The sequence below is a fragment of the Micromonospora craterilacus genome (genome assembly GCF_003236315.1).
Classification (GTDB): domain Bacteria; phylum Actinomycetota; class Actinomycetes; order Mycobacteriales; family Micromonosporaceae; genus Micromonospora; species Micromonospora craterilacus.
Genome location: NZ_POTY01000191.1, coordinates 1 through 13,989 on the forward strand (window position 1 = coordinate 1; position 13,989 = coordinate 13,989).

Annotated in this window: 20 protein-coding genes; 18 read left to right on the top strand and 2 right to left on the bottom strand. The window is 70.8% G+C overall.

Features of this window, described 5'->3' with window-relative positions; all coding sequences use genetic code 11:
* Positions 1–247 precede the first annotated feature (247 nt).
* The 15 genes from C1I95_RS24575 (at position 248) to C1I95_RS24640 (ending at position 10,163) form a co-directional block, all read left to right on the top strand.
* On the top strand, positions 248–1,156 hold the full coding sequence (locus C1I95_RS24575) for a hypothetical protein (protein ID WP_146605821.1): 909 nt from the start codon (positions 248–250) through the stop codon (positions 1,154–1,156).
* A gap of 58 nt (positions 1,157–1,214) precedes the next feature.
* Complete coding sequence (locus tag C1I95_RS24580; protein ID WP_146605822.1) at positions 1,215–1,703, top strand: hypothetical protein; 489 nt, start codon at positions 1,215–1,217, stop codon at positions 1,701–1,703.
* Positions 1,700–2,041 (top strand): hypothetical protein, encoded by a 342-nt coding sequence (locus tag C1I95_RS24585; protein WP_111217079.1) that lies wholly within the window; start codon positions 1,700–1,702, stop codon positions 2,039–2,041. The genes C1I95_RS24580 and C1I95_RS24585 overlap by 4 nt, the downstream gene beginning before the upstream one ends.
* A gap of 23 nt (positions 2,042–2,064) precedes the next feature.
* Positions 2,065–3,906 (top strand): UvrD-helicase domain-containing protein, encoded by a 1,842-nt coding sequence (locus C1I95_RS24590; protein WP_199523891.1) that lies wholly within the window; start codon positions 2,065–2,067, stop codon positions 3,904–3,906.
* Positions 3,907–3,934: 28 nt separating this feature from the next.
* Complete coding sequence (locus C1I95_RS24595; protein ID WP_111217081.1) at positions 3,935–4,687, top strand: hypothetical protein; 753 nt, start codon at positions 3,935–3,937, stop codon at positions 4,685–4,687.
* 86 nt (positions 4,688–4,773) lie between these two features.
* Positions 4,774–5,445 (top strand): hypothetical protein, encoded by a 672-nt coding sequence (locus tag C1I95_RS24600; RefSeq protein WP_146605823.1) that lies wholly within the window; start codon positions 4,774–4,776, stop codon positions 5,443–5,445.
* A gap of 110 nt (positions 5,446–5,555) precedes the next feature.
* Positions 5,556–5,921 (top strand): hypothetical protein, encoded by a 366-nt coding sequence (locus C1I95_RS24605; protein ID WP_111217085.1) that lies wholly within the window; start codon positions 5,556–5,558, stop codon positions 5,919–5,921.
* Positions 5,922–5,926: 5 nt separating this feature from the next.
* Positions 5,927–6,088, top strand: a complete 162-nt coding sequence (locus C1I95_RS35390; RefSeq protein WP_158566461.1) for a hypothetical protein — start codon at positions 5,927–5,929, stop codon at positions 6,086–6,088.
* 10 nt (positions 6,089–6,098) lie between these two features.
* Complete coding sequence (locus C1I95_RS24610; protein WP_111217087.1) at positions 6,099–6,566, top strand: hypothetical protein; 468 nt, start codon at positions 6,099–6,101, stop codon at positions 6,564–6,566.
* Positions 6,567–6,574: 8 nt separating this feature from the next.
* Positions 6,575–7,414: a hypothetical protein gene (locus tag C1I95_RS24615; RefSeq protein WP_111217089.1), complete on the top strand. Its 840-nt coding sequence runs from the start codon at positions 6,575–6,577 to the stop codon at positions 7,412–7,414.
* Positions 7,404–7,643, top strand: coding sequence for a hypothetical protein (locus C1I95_RS24620; protein WP_146605824.1), 240 nt, complete (start codon positions 7,404–7,406; stop codon positions 7,641–7,643). Before C1I95_RS24615 ends, C1I95_RS24620 begins: the two co-directional genes overlap by 11 nt.
* Entirely contained in the window at positions 7,640–8,194 is a 555-nt protein-coding gene (locus tag C1I95_RS24625) for a hypothetical protein (RefSeq protein WP_111217093.1), read from the top strand. Before C1I95_RS24620 ends, C1I95_RS24625 begins: the two co-directional genes overlap by 4 nt.
* Positions 8,195–8,198: 4 nt before the next feature.
* On the top strand, positions 8,199–8,468 hold the full coding sequence (locus C1I95_RS24630) for a hypothetical protein (RefSeq protein ID WP_111217095.1): 270 nt from the start codon (positions 8,199–8,201) through the stop codon (positions 8,466–8,468).
* On the top strand, positions 8,461–9,519 hold the full coding sequence (locus tag C1I95_RS24635; protein ID WP_325048858.1) for an NUDIX domain-containing protein: 1,059 nt from the start codon (positions 8,461–8,463) through the stop codon (positions 9,517–9,519). Before C1I95_RS24630 ends, C1I95_RS24635 begins: the two co-directional genes overlap by 8 nt.
* Positions 9,516–10,163 carry a hypothetical protein gene (locus C1I95_RS24640; RefSeq protein ID WP_111217097.1) on the top strand — a complete coding sequence of 216 codons (648 nt, stop codon included), beginning with the start codon at positions 9,516–9,518 and terminating at the stop codon, positions 10,161–10,163. The genes C1I95_RS24635 and C1I95_RS24640 overlap by 4 nt, the downstream gene beginning before the upstream one ends.
* A 62-nt stretch (positions 10,164–10,225) precedes the next feature.
* Here C1I95_RS24640 and C1I95_RS24645 read toward each other — a convergent pair whose 3' ends face one another.
* Positions 10,226–10,633 (bottom strand): hypothetical protein, encoded by a 408-nt coding sequence (locus C1I95_RS24645; RefSeq protein WP_111217099.1) that lies wholly within the window; start codon positions 10,631–10,633, stop codon positions 10,226–10,228.
* A gap of 135 nt (positions 10,634–10,768) precedes the next feature.
* Positions 10,769–11,023, bottom strand: a complete 255-nt coding sequence (locus C1I95_RS24650) for a hypothetical protein (RefSeq protein WP_111217101.1) — start codon at positions 11,021–11,023, stop codon at positions 10,769–10,771.
* Between the two features lie 197 nt (positions 11,024–11,220).
* Here C1I95_RS24650 and C1I95_RS24655 point away from each other — a divergent pair, with 197 nt between their 5' ends.
* The 3 genes from C1I95_RS24655 to C1I95_RS24665 all read left to right on the top strand — a co-directional run.
* Positions 11,221–12,933, top strand: coding sequence for a hypothetical protein (locus C1I95_RS24655; RefSeq protein WP_111217103.1), 1,713 nt, complete (start codon positions 11,221–11,223; stop codon positions 12,931–12,933).
* 94 nt (positions 12,934–13,027) lie between these two features.
* Positions 13,028–13,306, top strand: a complete 279-nt coding sequence (locus C1I95_RS24660) for a hypothetical protein (RefSeq protein ID WP_111217105.1) — start codon at positions 13,028–13,030, stop codon at positions 13,304–13,306.
* A gap of 201 nt (positions 13,307–13,507) precedes the next feature.
* Positions 13,508–13,989, top strand: a 482-nt coding sequence (locus C1I95_RS24665) for a hypothetical protein (protein WP_199523892.1), incomplete at its 3' end; no start/stop codon positions are given.

Here is a 13,989-nt window from a genome sequence, read left to right on the forward strand (position 1 = left end):
CCACCTGCACCGCGAAGGCGAATGCTCGACCCTCTACGCCAGCACCGACCGGAACCTCACCGCCGCAGCCTCCGGCATGGACGACGCCCAGGTAGTCGAGCGGTACGGCTGGCACGTCTGCACCGTGCCGTGGCCGGAGTTGCGGTTGGACGAGTAGCCGGGGCCGTGGGGTAGGGCCAGTTTCGCCGATTCACCGACGAGACTGGCCCTGGTCGTGTAACTTGATAGTAGGAACCACGATCGAGATATGGAGGATGGGATGGCCGAGGTCACCGCACACAGCACCCCCGCTGAAATCGACACACGGCTGATCAAGCTGTGGCTCACCTACGCCCACAACCGGGCCATCGCCGACTCCGACCGAATCGCCGCCAGCATCCGCGACACCGCCAACCAGGCCGCCCGCGACGCCGCCGAGCAGGCCGAACCCCTCGAAGCCGCCTACCGCGAGCGCCTCTGGAACCGCTGGTGGTGGGTGCCCAACGGCCACCTGCACCGCGAAGGCGAATGCTCGACCCTCTACGCCAGCACCGACCGGAACCTCACCGCCGCAGCCTCCGGCATGGACGACGCCCAGGTAGTCGAGCGGTACGGCTGGCACGTCTGCACCGTGTGCGTCCCCAACGCCCCCGTCCTCGACGGATTCCGCACCCCCGGCACCTACGCCACCGCCGAGGCCGACGCCAAGGGCATCTGCCTCAACAAGACCCCCGCTCGCGTCAACCGCCGGTACGCCACCCCGTACGGATCATGCGGCGACTGTGACGCCCACGGGATCGCGGTCACCAGCCTCGGCAACCTCCGCCAGCACCCCCACGCCCGCAAGGCCGCCGACACCGCCCGCAAGGCCCGCATCGAAGACCCGAAGCTGATCGGCACCGCGACGGGCGAGGTACTGAAGGTTGACGGCTGGGAGATCAAGACCCGCCGCACCGCCGAAATCGACTGGGTGCGCCACATGGAGAACGGCGACGAGCGCGGATGGGCCAGCAACCAGGAGTGGCAGGCCGAGCAGCGCGGGTTCGCCCGGCAGATCGCCGAAGCGTTGGCCGCCAAGGACCGCGTGACCGTCGAGGAGATCGAGGCCCGGCTGATGCCGAAGGTCGACGCGAAGATCCGCAAATTCCAGCGCGAGATGGCAAAGGCCAACCACTGACCCACCCGAACGGCCCGCCCGCCCGGGGCGGGCCACCCCGGAACCTGAGGGAGTTCCCATGACCGTCAAAACTCATCGCGTCGCGTGCGCTGCCTGGACCCACGAAACGGGCAGCGAAGACGCCGCCCGCGCGTGGCAGGCCAGAGTGGAGGCCACCGGAAACTGCCGGGAGCTGCACAGCATCGAGGTACGCGACGGACAGCAGTGGGTGCCGCTGCACATCGCCCAGGCCAGCCGCATCCTCGCGACCTCCGTCGGCCAGATGGTCGACACACTGATCAAGGTGCACGGCGGCTGGTCCGCTGACGCCGCCGCTCGGGCCGACGCCACCGCTGAGCCCGGCACCGACGAGTGGCGGAACGCCCTTGGTCCCCACGAGGACGCCACCCTGACCGCCGACGGGCGACCCGCTGCGACCGGCGGCTGGTGCACCTGCCCCGCGGTCGGTGACGACGAGTGGGTGCGGTACGAGCGGTGGAGCGCGCGGGGCAGGGAGGCGCACGGCTACGTGCACGCTGGCTGCCGGGCGCTGGTGCAGGCCGGATGACCGCCCCGGCACCGGCCGCCGGCTACGAGCTGGGCGACCGCCGACCCGACGGCCGGATCGAGGTCCGCGACCAGGCCACCGGCGAGGTGGTGCTGATCTGCCACGAGTCGACCGCGGTGCGGTGGCTGGCCTGGCTGGTCGGGCCGCCCGCCGGTCCGGGGGAGTGGATTGAGGACAACGACCTGCGGGTGTGTACGTGCCGGCACCTGTGCGCGTCGCACTGCTCGACGTTGCCGGACTACTCCCGGGTTTCGGGGGTGGGCAACGGGCAGTGCGGGGTGGACGGTTGCGGCTGCGGCCGGTTCGTGCTGCGGATCGGCAGGCCAGCGGCCGGATGACACGCCGCTGATTTCTCGAAGTCGTGGACGAGTCGGCCCGCATGGCTTATCTTGATAGTAGAAGCTACGACCGAGATGAGGGATATGGGATGCGCCCGACCGACGAGCAAGCGGCCATCAACGACGCCGCAGCCACCGGTGCGAACATCACCATCGAGGCGGGCGCAGGTACCGGCAAGACCAGCACGCTGCTGATGCTCGCCGAGCGGCTCGGCCGCAAGCGCGGCGCATACATCGCCTTCGGCAAGGACATCGCCAAGGAAGCCGAGCGGAAGTTCCCGCGCACCGTCCGGTGCAAGACCTCCCACGGCTTCGCCTTCGCCACCGTCGGCAAGTTCTACAGCGACCGTCTTTTCAAGGCCAAGAAGCCCACCGCCGCCCAGACAGCCCAGCTCCTCGGCATTACCGAGCCGCTCAAGGTGGACGACAACCTCTACACCGAGGTTCACCTTGCCCGCATGGTCATGGCGACCATCAAGCGGTTCTGCCACAGCGCCGACGACCAGATCACCCGCTGGCGGGTGCCCTACCTGCCGGGCGTCGACAAGGCCGCCCAGCGGGCGCTGGCCGACTACCTCGTCCCGATCGCCCAGCGAGCATGGGACACCGACTACCAGAACACCCGGGGCCTGCTTCGTTTCAACCCGGACCACTACCTCAAGATGTGGGCGCTGACCAAACCGCAGCTGCCCGTCGACTACGTGCTCCTCGACGAGGCGCAGGACTCCAACCCCGCGGTTGCCGCCCTGGTGTCCAACCAGGCCGCGCAGCAGATCCTGGTCGGCGACCGCGCGCAATCGATCTTCGGGTGGCGGGGCGCTGTCGACGCCATGGAGAACTTCGACGGCAAGCGGTTCTACCTCAGCCAGTCGTTCCGCTTCGGCCCGAAGATCGCCGAAGAGGCCAACAAATGGCTGAGCCTGATCGAGGGCACGACGCTCCGGCTGGTCGGCTTCGACCAGATCCCGTCCCGTCTCGCCGACCTGGACGCCCCCGACGCGGTGCTGTGCCGCACGAACTCCGGCGCGATCGGCCGGGCCGTCGCCGAGCTGGACAAGGGCCGCCGGGTTGCGCTCGCCGGGGGCGGCGGTGAGATCGCCGGGTTCGCGAAGGGCGCGATGCGGCTGCTCGACGGCCGCCCGACGGACTACAGCGACCTGTCTACGTACACCACATGGACCGAAGTGCAGGAGGCCGTCCAGCAGGGCGAGGCCGACGACATCAAGGTGCTCGTCAACCTGGTCGACAAGTACGGCGCTGAGGGCCTGCTGGGGATCGTGGACCGCTTGAGCGACGAGCGGTACGCCGAGGTTGTCGTCAGCACCGCGCACAAGTCGAAGGGCCGCGAGTGGGCCCGGGTCCAGATCGCCTCGGACTTCCCGGCGCCGAAGGGCAAGGAAGGCGAAGACGGCGAGAAGCAGGAGCCCAAGGTTTCCCGCGAGGACGCCATGCTGGCGTACGTCGCGGTGACCCGAGCCAAGGAAGTCCTGGACCGTGAGGGCCTGGCGTGGGTGGACGATTTCGTTGCCGCCGCCTCCGCTCCGGCGCCCGCCGCCGTTCCCGAGCCCCGCACGCCCGACGGTCCGGTGATCATCGAGCCCCGGCCCGACGCCGACAAGACCGCCCACCCGCTTTCGGAGCTGCTGTTCGGCGATGGGGACGACGAGGGCGCGACCCTCGCTGACCTTGTCGGCACCGCCCCGGCGGCGCCGGTCGCGCCGCTGCTCGAACTAGTCGACGTGATCGCCAACCGGGCTGGCCAGCCCGAGGCGACCGCGGCCCGCGACGAGATCGCCCGCCGCATCGCCGCCGCCCGCACCGCCGGCCACACCGACGCCCTGGCGTTGCTCGACGCCGCCTGCTGACCCAGCTACCGATCCCTTGGAGGACACGATGACCAGCACCGACAAGCCCACACCCACACCCACACCCACCCAGCACCGGTTCATGGCGGCCATCGCCGACAACGGAGGAGTCTCCGCCAACGCCATGCACCTCGTCGGGGGCCGGCGGCTGATCCGTGGCTGCGAGTCCAACGGCTGGGTCGCCGAGGAACCCAAGGAGGGCGGCCACCCGGGGCAGATTCAGCACCGGCTCCTTGCCGCCGGCTACCAGGCCCTCGGCCGGGAGATGCCCGCCGGCCACCTGGGGGTTCGGCTCATCACCATCACCTGCCAGGACTTTATGTGCTACGCGCGTGCCACGACCGTCGTCGCCTGGAAGCCGTTGGGGAGCGCCGGGCTGAACAAGGCGTTCTGCCAGACGCACGCGGACAACTGGCGGGAGGTGGTCGCCAACCACCTGCCGAAGACCGCGCCGATCGCCGAGGGCACCCAGACGTTCGTCGCCGACGGGGAGGGCACGCAGGTCGGGACATGCCGGCACTGCGGCCACTACATCTACCTGTACTTCTCCGTCGCCGGCCGGGAGGGGAACTGGTGGCGGGAGAGTCAGTGGGACGAGACGGGCCGCTGCGGGGACGCCGAGCAGCGCACCGGCGGGTGGATGGTGTGGCACGAGCCGGCCACCACCGTCGAGGACCGTGACGCCGCGTTGGCCGCGACCGTGTGCGGGCGGAGCGAGCAGCACGCAATGGGCGACTGCCGGCCGGCCGGGCAGGCTGCTGCCGGCCCGGCCGCCACCTGACCACCGAGAGTTCGTGTGTCGCGTACCCGTCACCAAGCCGGACGGGTACGGCGACGCACCCGAGTAGAGAGGAAGGTACGTCGCCGATGGAAGGCGTACTGACGTATGGTGCCCCCGACAATCAATTTGCCGTGGGGGACGCGGAGATGCCGGACCACCCGTTTCTGACGACCGCTGATCTCGCGGCGATCGGCGCCCGCCTGGCCGGCGTCGACTCGATGAAGATCACCGCGATTCAGCGGAACATGTTCGAATCGCGCGAGGAGATTCCCGTCCGGGCGACCGGCGGCACCCGGCGCGGCAAGTACGCCGACGATCCGTTCCCGAAGCCTGACGGCTACGCGGGCACGATGCCGTGGTGGCACGTCCACCGCGCCGACGAGGTCGAAGAGTGGTTCAAGCGGCATCCGCGCCGCCAGAAGGGCGACGGCATCGGCGGGGGCGTGCGTCGCGCTGACGCGCAGGCCCGCCAGGCAGCCCACCGGGTGGCGGAGGCGGAGAAGGCGGTCGCGTCCGATCTGCCGGTACGGCTCGTGGTGAACCGGGCCGGCGACCAGGTGGTGGTGAAGGCCGACGGGGAAGAGTTCCGCCTCGACGCCGCGGTGCTGGCTGCTGCTCTGCGTCTCCGCCCGGTGTACGGGGGCCGGAAGGCGAAGGTTGCGTCGGCGTTGGTGCGGGAGCACGGGGTGTCGCGGGATGAGGCTCTGACGTTCGCGCGGGTGGCGCGGTGGTTGTCGCACGCGGGGGTTGATCTCTGACCTGACCGCCGCCGATTTTGGCTGCGGCGTTTTTGTCGAATGTCCTGACACGGCCGGTCCTAATGGGGTAGCTTGATAGTAGGAGCTACCACCGAGCTAGGAGGCTGGACGTGGCCCGCTACCTTTCCGCCGACCCGACCGTCCAGTACCACGGCACCCTCACCCACCTGCACGGCATGTGGCGCGTCATCAACAACCTCGGCACCCGCCTCGAACTCCGTAACGCCTGGGGCATCGGCCTCGTCTGCCGCACCGCCAGCGTCACCCCCGTCGACATGCCCCGACTCACCGACAAGCGGGCCGACACCCTCACCCACCTGTGGCACACCAGCGGCGGCCCGATCGCCGACACCCGCACCCGGAACTGGCTGCTCGCCCACAAGCTCATCGAGCAGGCCGAAGAGGGCAAGCGCCGGTACCGGCTCACCCGCCTCGGCGTGTGCGCCATGGACTCCGTCTCCCGCTGGTACCGGTGACCGCCATGGCCACCGACACCAAGCCCACGGTCGGCCCCAACCCCGCCTACGTACGCGCCGACCAGGAGCGCCGCCGCTCGGGAGCCGCCGGCCGCCACGACAACCGGCCCCGCCGGCAGCGCACCCGCAAGGCGGCCCGCACCGCCGCCATCCGCGACCAGAAGTGAGGACCGAGCCATGAACGCCACGACAACGAGGTACGCAACACCGACCGTCGTCCAACGCCGCGCACTGCTGGCCGCCATCGACGGCGGCGGCCGAACCAGCAGCGACCCCTACCAACTCCGCACCATCGCCGCCATGCTGCGGGCCGGGTGGGTGACCGAGCCAGACGGACGAACGCTGGAGATCACCGACGCCGGCCGCGAAGCGGTCGCCCCGGACCTCAAGCGCCGGGCTGACGAGGCGCTGGCAGCGGAGCTGAGTGCCGACCCGGACATCAAGGCCGAGGCCGTGCGCCTGATGGCGGCCGGCTTCCGCAACCCCTGGGCGATGGCCCGGGACAACGTCGAAGCACAACGGGCACGCGCCGCCGACGGGGCCGTGGTGGCTGCACCGACCGCCGACGACGTCGCACGCATGACCAGCGACCCGGTCGGCTGGCTGGAAGACCTGCTCTCCGCCTCAACCGAGTCGGCCAAGTAGGGACCGCCATGACCGTCACCGTCAGCCTCAGCGACCGGCAGATCGACTGGATCCTGACCGCCGCCGACAACCGCGGCCTCGTCTACCGGCACACTGGCCTCAACCCGGCCGACCGGAGCGCCGTCGACTCCCTCGTGCGCTGCGGCATCCTGACGCCCGGCTCCGGCGTACGCGGTCCGGATGCCCGGCACCTCACCGGCCACGGCCGACACGTCGCCGCCGACCTCATCCGGGGCCGCGCCGCCGCCATCATCGGCCGGCACCTCGACGGCCCCGACCGCATCGAGCAGGCCAAAGCCACTGCCGCCGACCTGCACGCCGCCGGCTACCTCACCGGAGGCATCCGCGCCGGCACACCCGACCTGGTCGCCGAGACGGCGGGGCTGCTCGCCAGCCTGCACGGCGAGTCGACCGCCGCCCTGATGGCCGCTGACCTGCGCCACGAACACCTGCTCGCCGGCACCTACAGCCAGGAGGACGTCACTGCCGATGAGCCGTTCAGCGTCGACGTGGTGCTGTTGGCCACCCTGCACATCGCCCCGGGCGCGGACCTCACCGACGCGGTCAACACCATCCGGGAACTCGCCGGCCGCGCGGTGGACGTCGAGCTGGGCGACGGGGTGACCCTGCACCAGGTGTCCGTCCGCAGTCACCGCCGGCCGGGCATGGTCCTCGTGTCCGGGCCCTGCACCGACAGCCACCTGAAGCTGGACGACTTCCAGGAGCCGAGGGTGTGCCGCCGTTGTGGGTCCGTTTACGACGAGACAAACGGGGACGGGCAGGACGGCGAGTGCCCGTCGTGCTCCGACCGATCAGCTACGCGGAGGAGCAGCAGCAGTGATGGATGACGAGCCGCAGCGCTGGAAGGTCCAGGGCGTCCACTCCGGCGACGGAGGGATCCCGGCTTGGTCGGTCGACTGCGACAGCACCCAGGCCGCCGTGGACTACCTGAGCCACTCGCTGCACGAGTCGGACGCTGCGGTGTTCCTGGTCGTCCGGTGTTCCGACTCCGACATGGCCAACGCCGCCCGTGTCGCCGCTCTCGACCCAACCCGCAAGGAGGACACACCGAAGTGACAACCACGATCGAGACGCAGCAAGCCCGCGACCTGATCGCCCGGGTGAAGGCCGCCCACGGCACCGCCGGGGGCAGCGTGGACCTGTTCTCTCTCGCGCTGATCGCCGAGCAGGCCATCGACACCATCGGCCTGGCCCGCGACGCCCTACGCCGCGCCGGCTACCCGCCCGACGGCGACGACCTCGCGGCGGTCATCTACCAGTACAACGCCGACACCCGGGACGCCATTCGCACTCTGGGAAGGGTGACCGCCCAGCTGCGCGCCGAGGGCAGCGAGCTAGGCATCGCCGACCTCACCGAAGAATGGGCGGCCGTCACACACCACCCGGACGGAAAGAGCACCCGTCGGTGGGCGGATGACGCCGAGCACGCCGCGCTGATCGCCGACAGTGTCGCCACGCATGTCGCGTCACTGAGCGGGCCGACCAGTCGCGCGAACGGCATCGTCGCCACGTCGATCGAGTACCGCACCCGGATCAAGTACGACAACGGGGCCGAGCTGCTGAACCCGTGGCACAAGCTGCGCGACGGCCAGGTCAGGAAGGACTGACGCCGTGGCTGAGCAGACTGTCATCCAGGAGTTGGAAGCCGACCTTGCCCGGGTGCGGCGGCAGCGCGACGACTACGCCGCCGAGCTGGCCCGCATCACCGGCGCCGGGGCCCTGCACCGACTCGCCCGCCACGACTACATCCGGGGGTGTGCGCTCGAAGGCGAGGCCGCCCGCCGGTGGGACAACGGCGAGGTGCCACCAGACCGCGTCGCCGACTACCTGCGGGCCGCCCAACTGGCGCTCGTCGCCATCAGGGAGGGTCGCCGTGGCTGACGACACCGACCGCGTCGCCGAGGCCGCTGCCGCCCGCTGCACCTTCCAGCTCACCTACGGCCGCGCCGACCGCGACCGACGGTTCGCCCCCGGCGAACTGTCCGGCCCCGACATTCCGTGCGCCTACGGCAACAGCCTCGACCAGTCGGGCGGGTGGGAAGTGCCGGAGGACGGCGAGGCCGACGGTCGCACCGAGGCCGAGTGGGTCGACCGGTTCGCGGCGTATGCCGTCGCCGAGGCCGTGCATGAGGCGCTGGAGTGGTTCCGGGTCGACGGGCGGCCGTGGCTGGACCCGCACGGCCCCGACGACCAGGCCATCCACGAGGCAGTGGACGACCTGTGCGTGCGGCTCGCCGACATCCGGCAGCGGCAGCACGGCCGCACGTACACCGACCCCGAGGTGCTGGACGCCATCGCCGCCGGTGAGGACTGGGCCGACCCGGAAATGGACCCGACCGCGATCAACTGGGCCGAGCGGCAGGCCGCCGCCCTGATCCCGTTCGACGTCGTGAGCGGCCGACCGGTCAGCCCCGGCCCCACGACCGGCATCCGCCACGGCCGCAACCGGGTCGGCCACTGGGGCGAGCAGCCCTGCGCCGACGCTTTCGTCACCGCCGCCACCTCCGACGGCGTCCGCTGGCTGCTGATGGTGGAGCGCCGCGACGGCCTCGGTTGGGCACTGCCCGGCGGCTACATGGACGAGGGGGAGACGCCCCTCGACGCGGCCCGCCGCGAACTGCTAGAGGAAACCACGCTGGAGGTGACTGCCTCCTACTGGACCACTGGCGAACCGCGGTGGGTGCCGGACCCGCGTGCCTCCGACGAGGCATGGATGGTCACCGTCGTGTCCCGCGCCCACCTCGGCGCGTACCCGCCCGGACGGCTGCCGCCCATCGTCGGCTCCGACGACGCCCGACGGGCCGCCTGGATCCGCGCCAACACCTACGACGCCCTGACCGCGCACCTGGACGGCACGTTCCGGGGCGTGGTGTTCCCCGCCCACCGTGACCTGCTCAAGACCGAACTCTTCAAGGAGGACCAGAGCCGATGACGACAACCAGCGAACCCAAGACAACCGAGCCCGCGACGAAACAGGTCGGCTACGGCACAGCCGTGATCGCACCCAACGGACACCAGAGCGTCCAGCCGGAGAAGTCGCTGTGGGACGCCATCCGCGAAGCCGAAGCGATCAACCGAACACTGCCCGGCACCGCATGGGTGGTGTACCGCGAAGAGGAGCACGGAGAGTGGACCGCCGACAACCTGGCCACCGGCCAGTTCGCCGTCTGCCACGTCTGGCCCGACCGGACCGAGTACGAGCCCGCCCGAAGCCGGGAGGCTGCGGAGCGCGACGCCCGGCTCGCCAATGCGACCAGCCGTGCGTCGAAGGCCCACACCGTGGCCCGACCGGTGACGCACGGCTCGTGGCAGCCGTTCGCCGCAGCGGCGACGCCGGCCGGGCCCTCCATGTCGGCCCGGGTCGTGCAGCCCCCGCAGACCATGCCGCCGATCGTCTGGTGGCTGACCGGCCCGTGGCTGTGGATCGGCCTCGCGCTGCTCCTGCCAACGTTGGTGTCGGCCGCCGAAATGGTCGCCGACAGCCACCCGCTGGTGCACGCCGCCGTCGCGTTCGCCGGCCTCGCCGCGGTCGCCTGGCACGTCACGCGCAAGGCAGAGCAGCACTCCCGTACCTGACCCCGGGAAGCGCGGTAGCCGGTCACCTGCTCGGGTGGCCGGCTACCGCGCCTTTCGACCCCTTACGCGCTCGGCCGCTCGGTCGCTGGCAACGTCAGCCGGTAGTCCGAACTGTCGCCATTCCCGCGCGTCGCGAGAAGTCCAGCCTCCACCAGCTTGAACATGAGCTTCATCAGCACGACCGCCGAGAACCGGTCGTACACCAGCTGCCACGACGCCTCGTCGTCCTCATTCCGCATGGCATCCGACAGCGGCCCTGTGTAGAACTCGTCGGGCTCGAAGTTCCGGATTAGCCCGTCGTTGTTCGCCGCGAGCGACAGGGCATCGACAATCGGCCACATGTGGATGTTCTGCCGCCCGACAACGTCCTGGGCGTACTGATCCCATTCGGCCGGCTGGACGAACCGTGCGCCTTTCAAGTAGCCCCACCGGTCGGGGCCGGTGGTGAAGTTGTCTGCGGTCGACGGCATGTCGTTTGGCTCCTCGGATCGGGGCGGATCGTGTGGACGATACGCGTTTGGCCGTAACCGGGACTAAGCGCGGACATGAAGAAGCCCCGGACCGGGCCGGGGCGCAGTGAAACTCTGATGGGCTGCGCGGCGCGTCTATGCCTCCCGGTCGGGTTCGGCGTCCAGCGGCCTGCCGGCTCGCCAGTTCGCCAGTGCCCGTAGCGCATCCTCGGGCTCGATCTCGACCTCACCGCCGCCGGGCGACATCCGAGACTTGATCAGCTTTCGTTTGACGACCCACCGGTAGACAGTGGTGCGGTCGCGCTCGAACACCGCAGCGAGTTCGGGCACGGTGACCCGCTCGCCGGCCCGTAGCCGACGCTCTACGTCGGCCGGGTCGTGTCCGGCCATGCGACCTTCCTTCGCGTCGATTGCGGTGATCTTAGCCCGCTGCGCAACCAGTGCCACCGAACGGCGAGCCGACAGACAGAGATCCGACGCGCCCAAACCTCAACCCCCTGGTTGCGCTTGTTGCACTGGTTGCACTCGTGGCAGACTGTACCGGACCATTGCCACACAGTGCACCCGCCACATGAGGAGGTCAGCCGGTGAACCTGGGCACTTTGCGCGAACCGCTCCCGGGCGACGACCACGCCCCGGCGGCCGACGACGGCCCGGTGTGGTGGCAGCACGCCATCGACGCCACCGGTGCAGCCCTCGACGCCGTCCCCGGCTGGACGTGGCTCACGCTCGCCGGTCTGCTCTTCGTCGCCCTGGTCGTGATGCGTCACCGGCTCGACAAGGCACTCCGTGTCGCCCCGCCGAAGACCGGCGACAAGCTCGGCGGCCTGTTCATCGCCTCCGTCGTCCTCGCGGGCGGCCTGTGGGGATGCATCTTGGCCGCCTCCGCGACCAACCTCCTCGGCTTCGCTCGTGACACGCTCGACTGGCGCGACGGACACGACTGGCTGATCGTCGGCGGCATCGACGGCATCGCCGTCCTCTTCGCGGTTCTGATGTTCGCCGCAGCGAAAGCCGGTCGCCCGACGCACCGCTCCTACCGGATCGTCTGGTCGTCAACCCTCATGTCGGCGGGCATCGGCGTGTGGCATGGCTACGGCTCCGCGCACTCGCTCGCCGCCGCCGTGGTGCTCGGCTACTTCGCCGTAGCCAGCATGGGCGTCCTCCACGAGCTGCTCGACCTGTTCCGCTCCACGAGCGAGAAGAAGGTGCCACGGGTTCGGCCCCCGTTCGGCCTCCGCTGGATCACCTACCTTCCGAACACCGCCGCAGCGGCCCTCGCCTGGGAGAACCACCCGCCACGGCCGCTGGCCGCCGATGCGTCGGACGAGCAGATCGCTTGGTACGGGTCGGTCCGCCACGCCGTGCAACACCTCGAAACCGTCCGCCGGGCGAAGCGGATCCGCGCGTACCAGGTCGACCGATACGCCGGTGCCGTTCCCGCCGTCGGGTGGGCGCGGCTCAACCCGTGGCTGCGCGTCCGCCAGCTCAACGCCGCCCTCGCCGTCCTGCGGCGGACAGCCGCCGACGAGCTGGCTACAGTCCGCGCCGACGTCGCCGCCGAGCTGGCCCGGGTGGTCGAGCAGGCCGCCACCGACCGGGCCGCCGCCGAGGACACCGCCGCCGCGCTGCGCCGCCAGGTCGCCGAACTGAACGCGCTGCTGGAGATCGCCGCTGAAGAAACCCAGACCGCCGAGGTGCGGGCGACCGCCGCCGAACGGCAGGCCGCCACCGCCGATGAGGCCCGCCGTGCCGCCGAGGCCGACGCCACCCAGGCCCGGTTGGACGCGGCCCGCCGGGTTGCCGCCGCCGAGCAGACCGCGACGATCACCGCTGGCCGCGCCGACCGGACGGCCGCCGACCTCGACACCACCCGCGAACTCGTCGGCCAGCTCCGGCAGCAGACCGCGGCGGCAACTGCTGCCATCGACCGGGCTACAGCAGAGGCCGCCGATCTGCGGCAGCAACTCGCCGCGGCAACTGCTGCTGCTGTCCGTCCGGTCGAGCAGCAGGTGACGCAGCAGAGGCCCGCCGTCCGGCAGCAGCAGACAGCCGGCAGCAGCGGCAAGGCTGCCGTCAAGTGGCCGACGACAGCACCGTGGCACCCGACGCAGCAGCGCGCGTTCGAGCTGCGCGACAGCGACCGGGCGCGGTGGACGTGGCAGGCGCTCTCCGACGAACTCGGCGAGACCGTGAGCGCCATCCGCCGTTGGTTCGACAACCGCGGCAAGCCGACGCTCCCGATCGACCCGCCTGCGACGCCGACGACCGCCGTCAACGGCACACCCGTACCCGCCTGACCTGGAGGTATCCCATGCTCAAGTCCCTGATGACCTGGCGTTTCGTGTTCCTGTCCGCTGCGGTGGTCGGCGTCATCGCCGGGGTGGCCGCGCGATGAACGTCCTCGCCGCCGCCGCGAAGGACCCGGCTCTCACGGCTTCGGCCATCAGCCTCGGTGCCGTCGGCGCGCTGCTGCTGCTCTGGGTCGTGTGGCGCACCTTCCGAACATCGGCCCGCTGGCACGACGCCCTGTTCGCCGTGCTCCTCGGCGTCGTCATCGGCATCGGTGGCGAGGGCCCGATCAAGGAGGGCATGACCATGGCCCTCACCGTCATCCGGGCAGTCGCGGGCTTCTTCGTCATGGCATTCAAGCTGCTGGTCGGCCTCTTCTAAGGAGTCACCGTGCGTATCGGTCGCCTCGTCCAGAGGTGGACGTCCACCCCACTGGACACGGGGGCTGAGACGGACACCCACAGCTCAGAGGGGGGTGTTCCCTCCTCCGTCCAGGGGGGTGGACGTCCACCCCTGGACACGCCACAGAGCGTCACCGCTCCGGTAGTGGCCGGAGCGGTGACGCAAGCCCAAACCGCCGGCGTGGCCGCCCCCGTGACAGCGCCGGTCACCGGCACGCAGACGACCACGGCCACGCCCGCCGGCACGGCCACGACCACCACCGGCCCGGCCGCTGCGGAGCCGAAGGTCAGGGTGAAGCAGGTTCACCCTCTGGTGGCCAAGCTGATGGCGAAGGTGCTGACCCCGCACGTCCTCGCCACGATCGCGCTGATCCTGTTCGGGTTGCAGGTGCTGATCCTGCTCACCCTCGGCTGGGTGTGGGCACTCGCCCTGAACCTGCTGGTCGTCCTGGTGGTGTTCTCCGCCGCGTTGGCGTGGCGGCGGGCCGGTATCCGGCGGGCTGCCCGGCAGGCACGCAAGGCCGCCGGCAAGGACAGCAGCAAGAAGCCGGGGGAGCGGCGTGGGCTGCTCGACAGGCTGCCGTGGCGGCGCGGCCGGCAGGCCGGTGAGGCTGCTCACGGCAGCGGCGGGTCGGGCGGCGGCCACGGGCCGGGTGCCGGTGG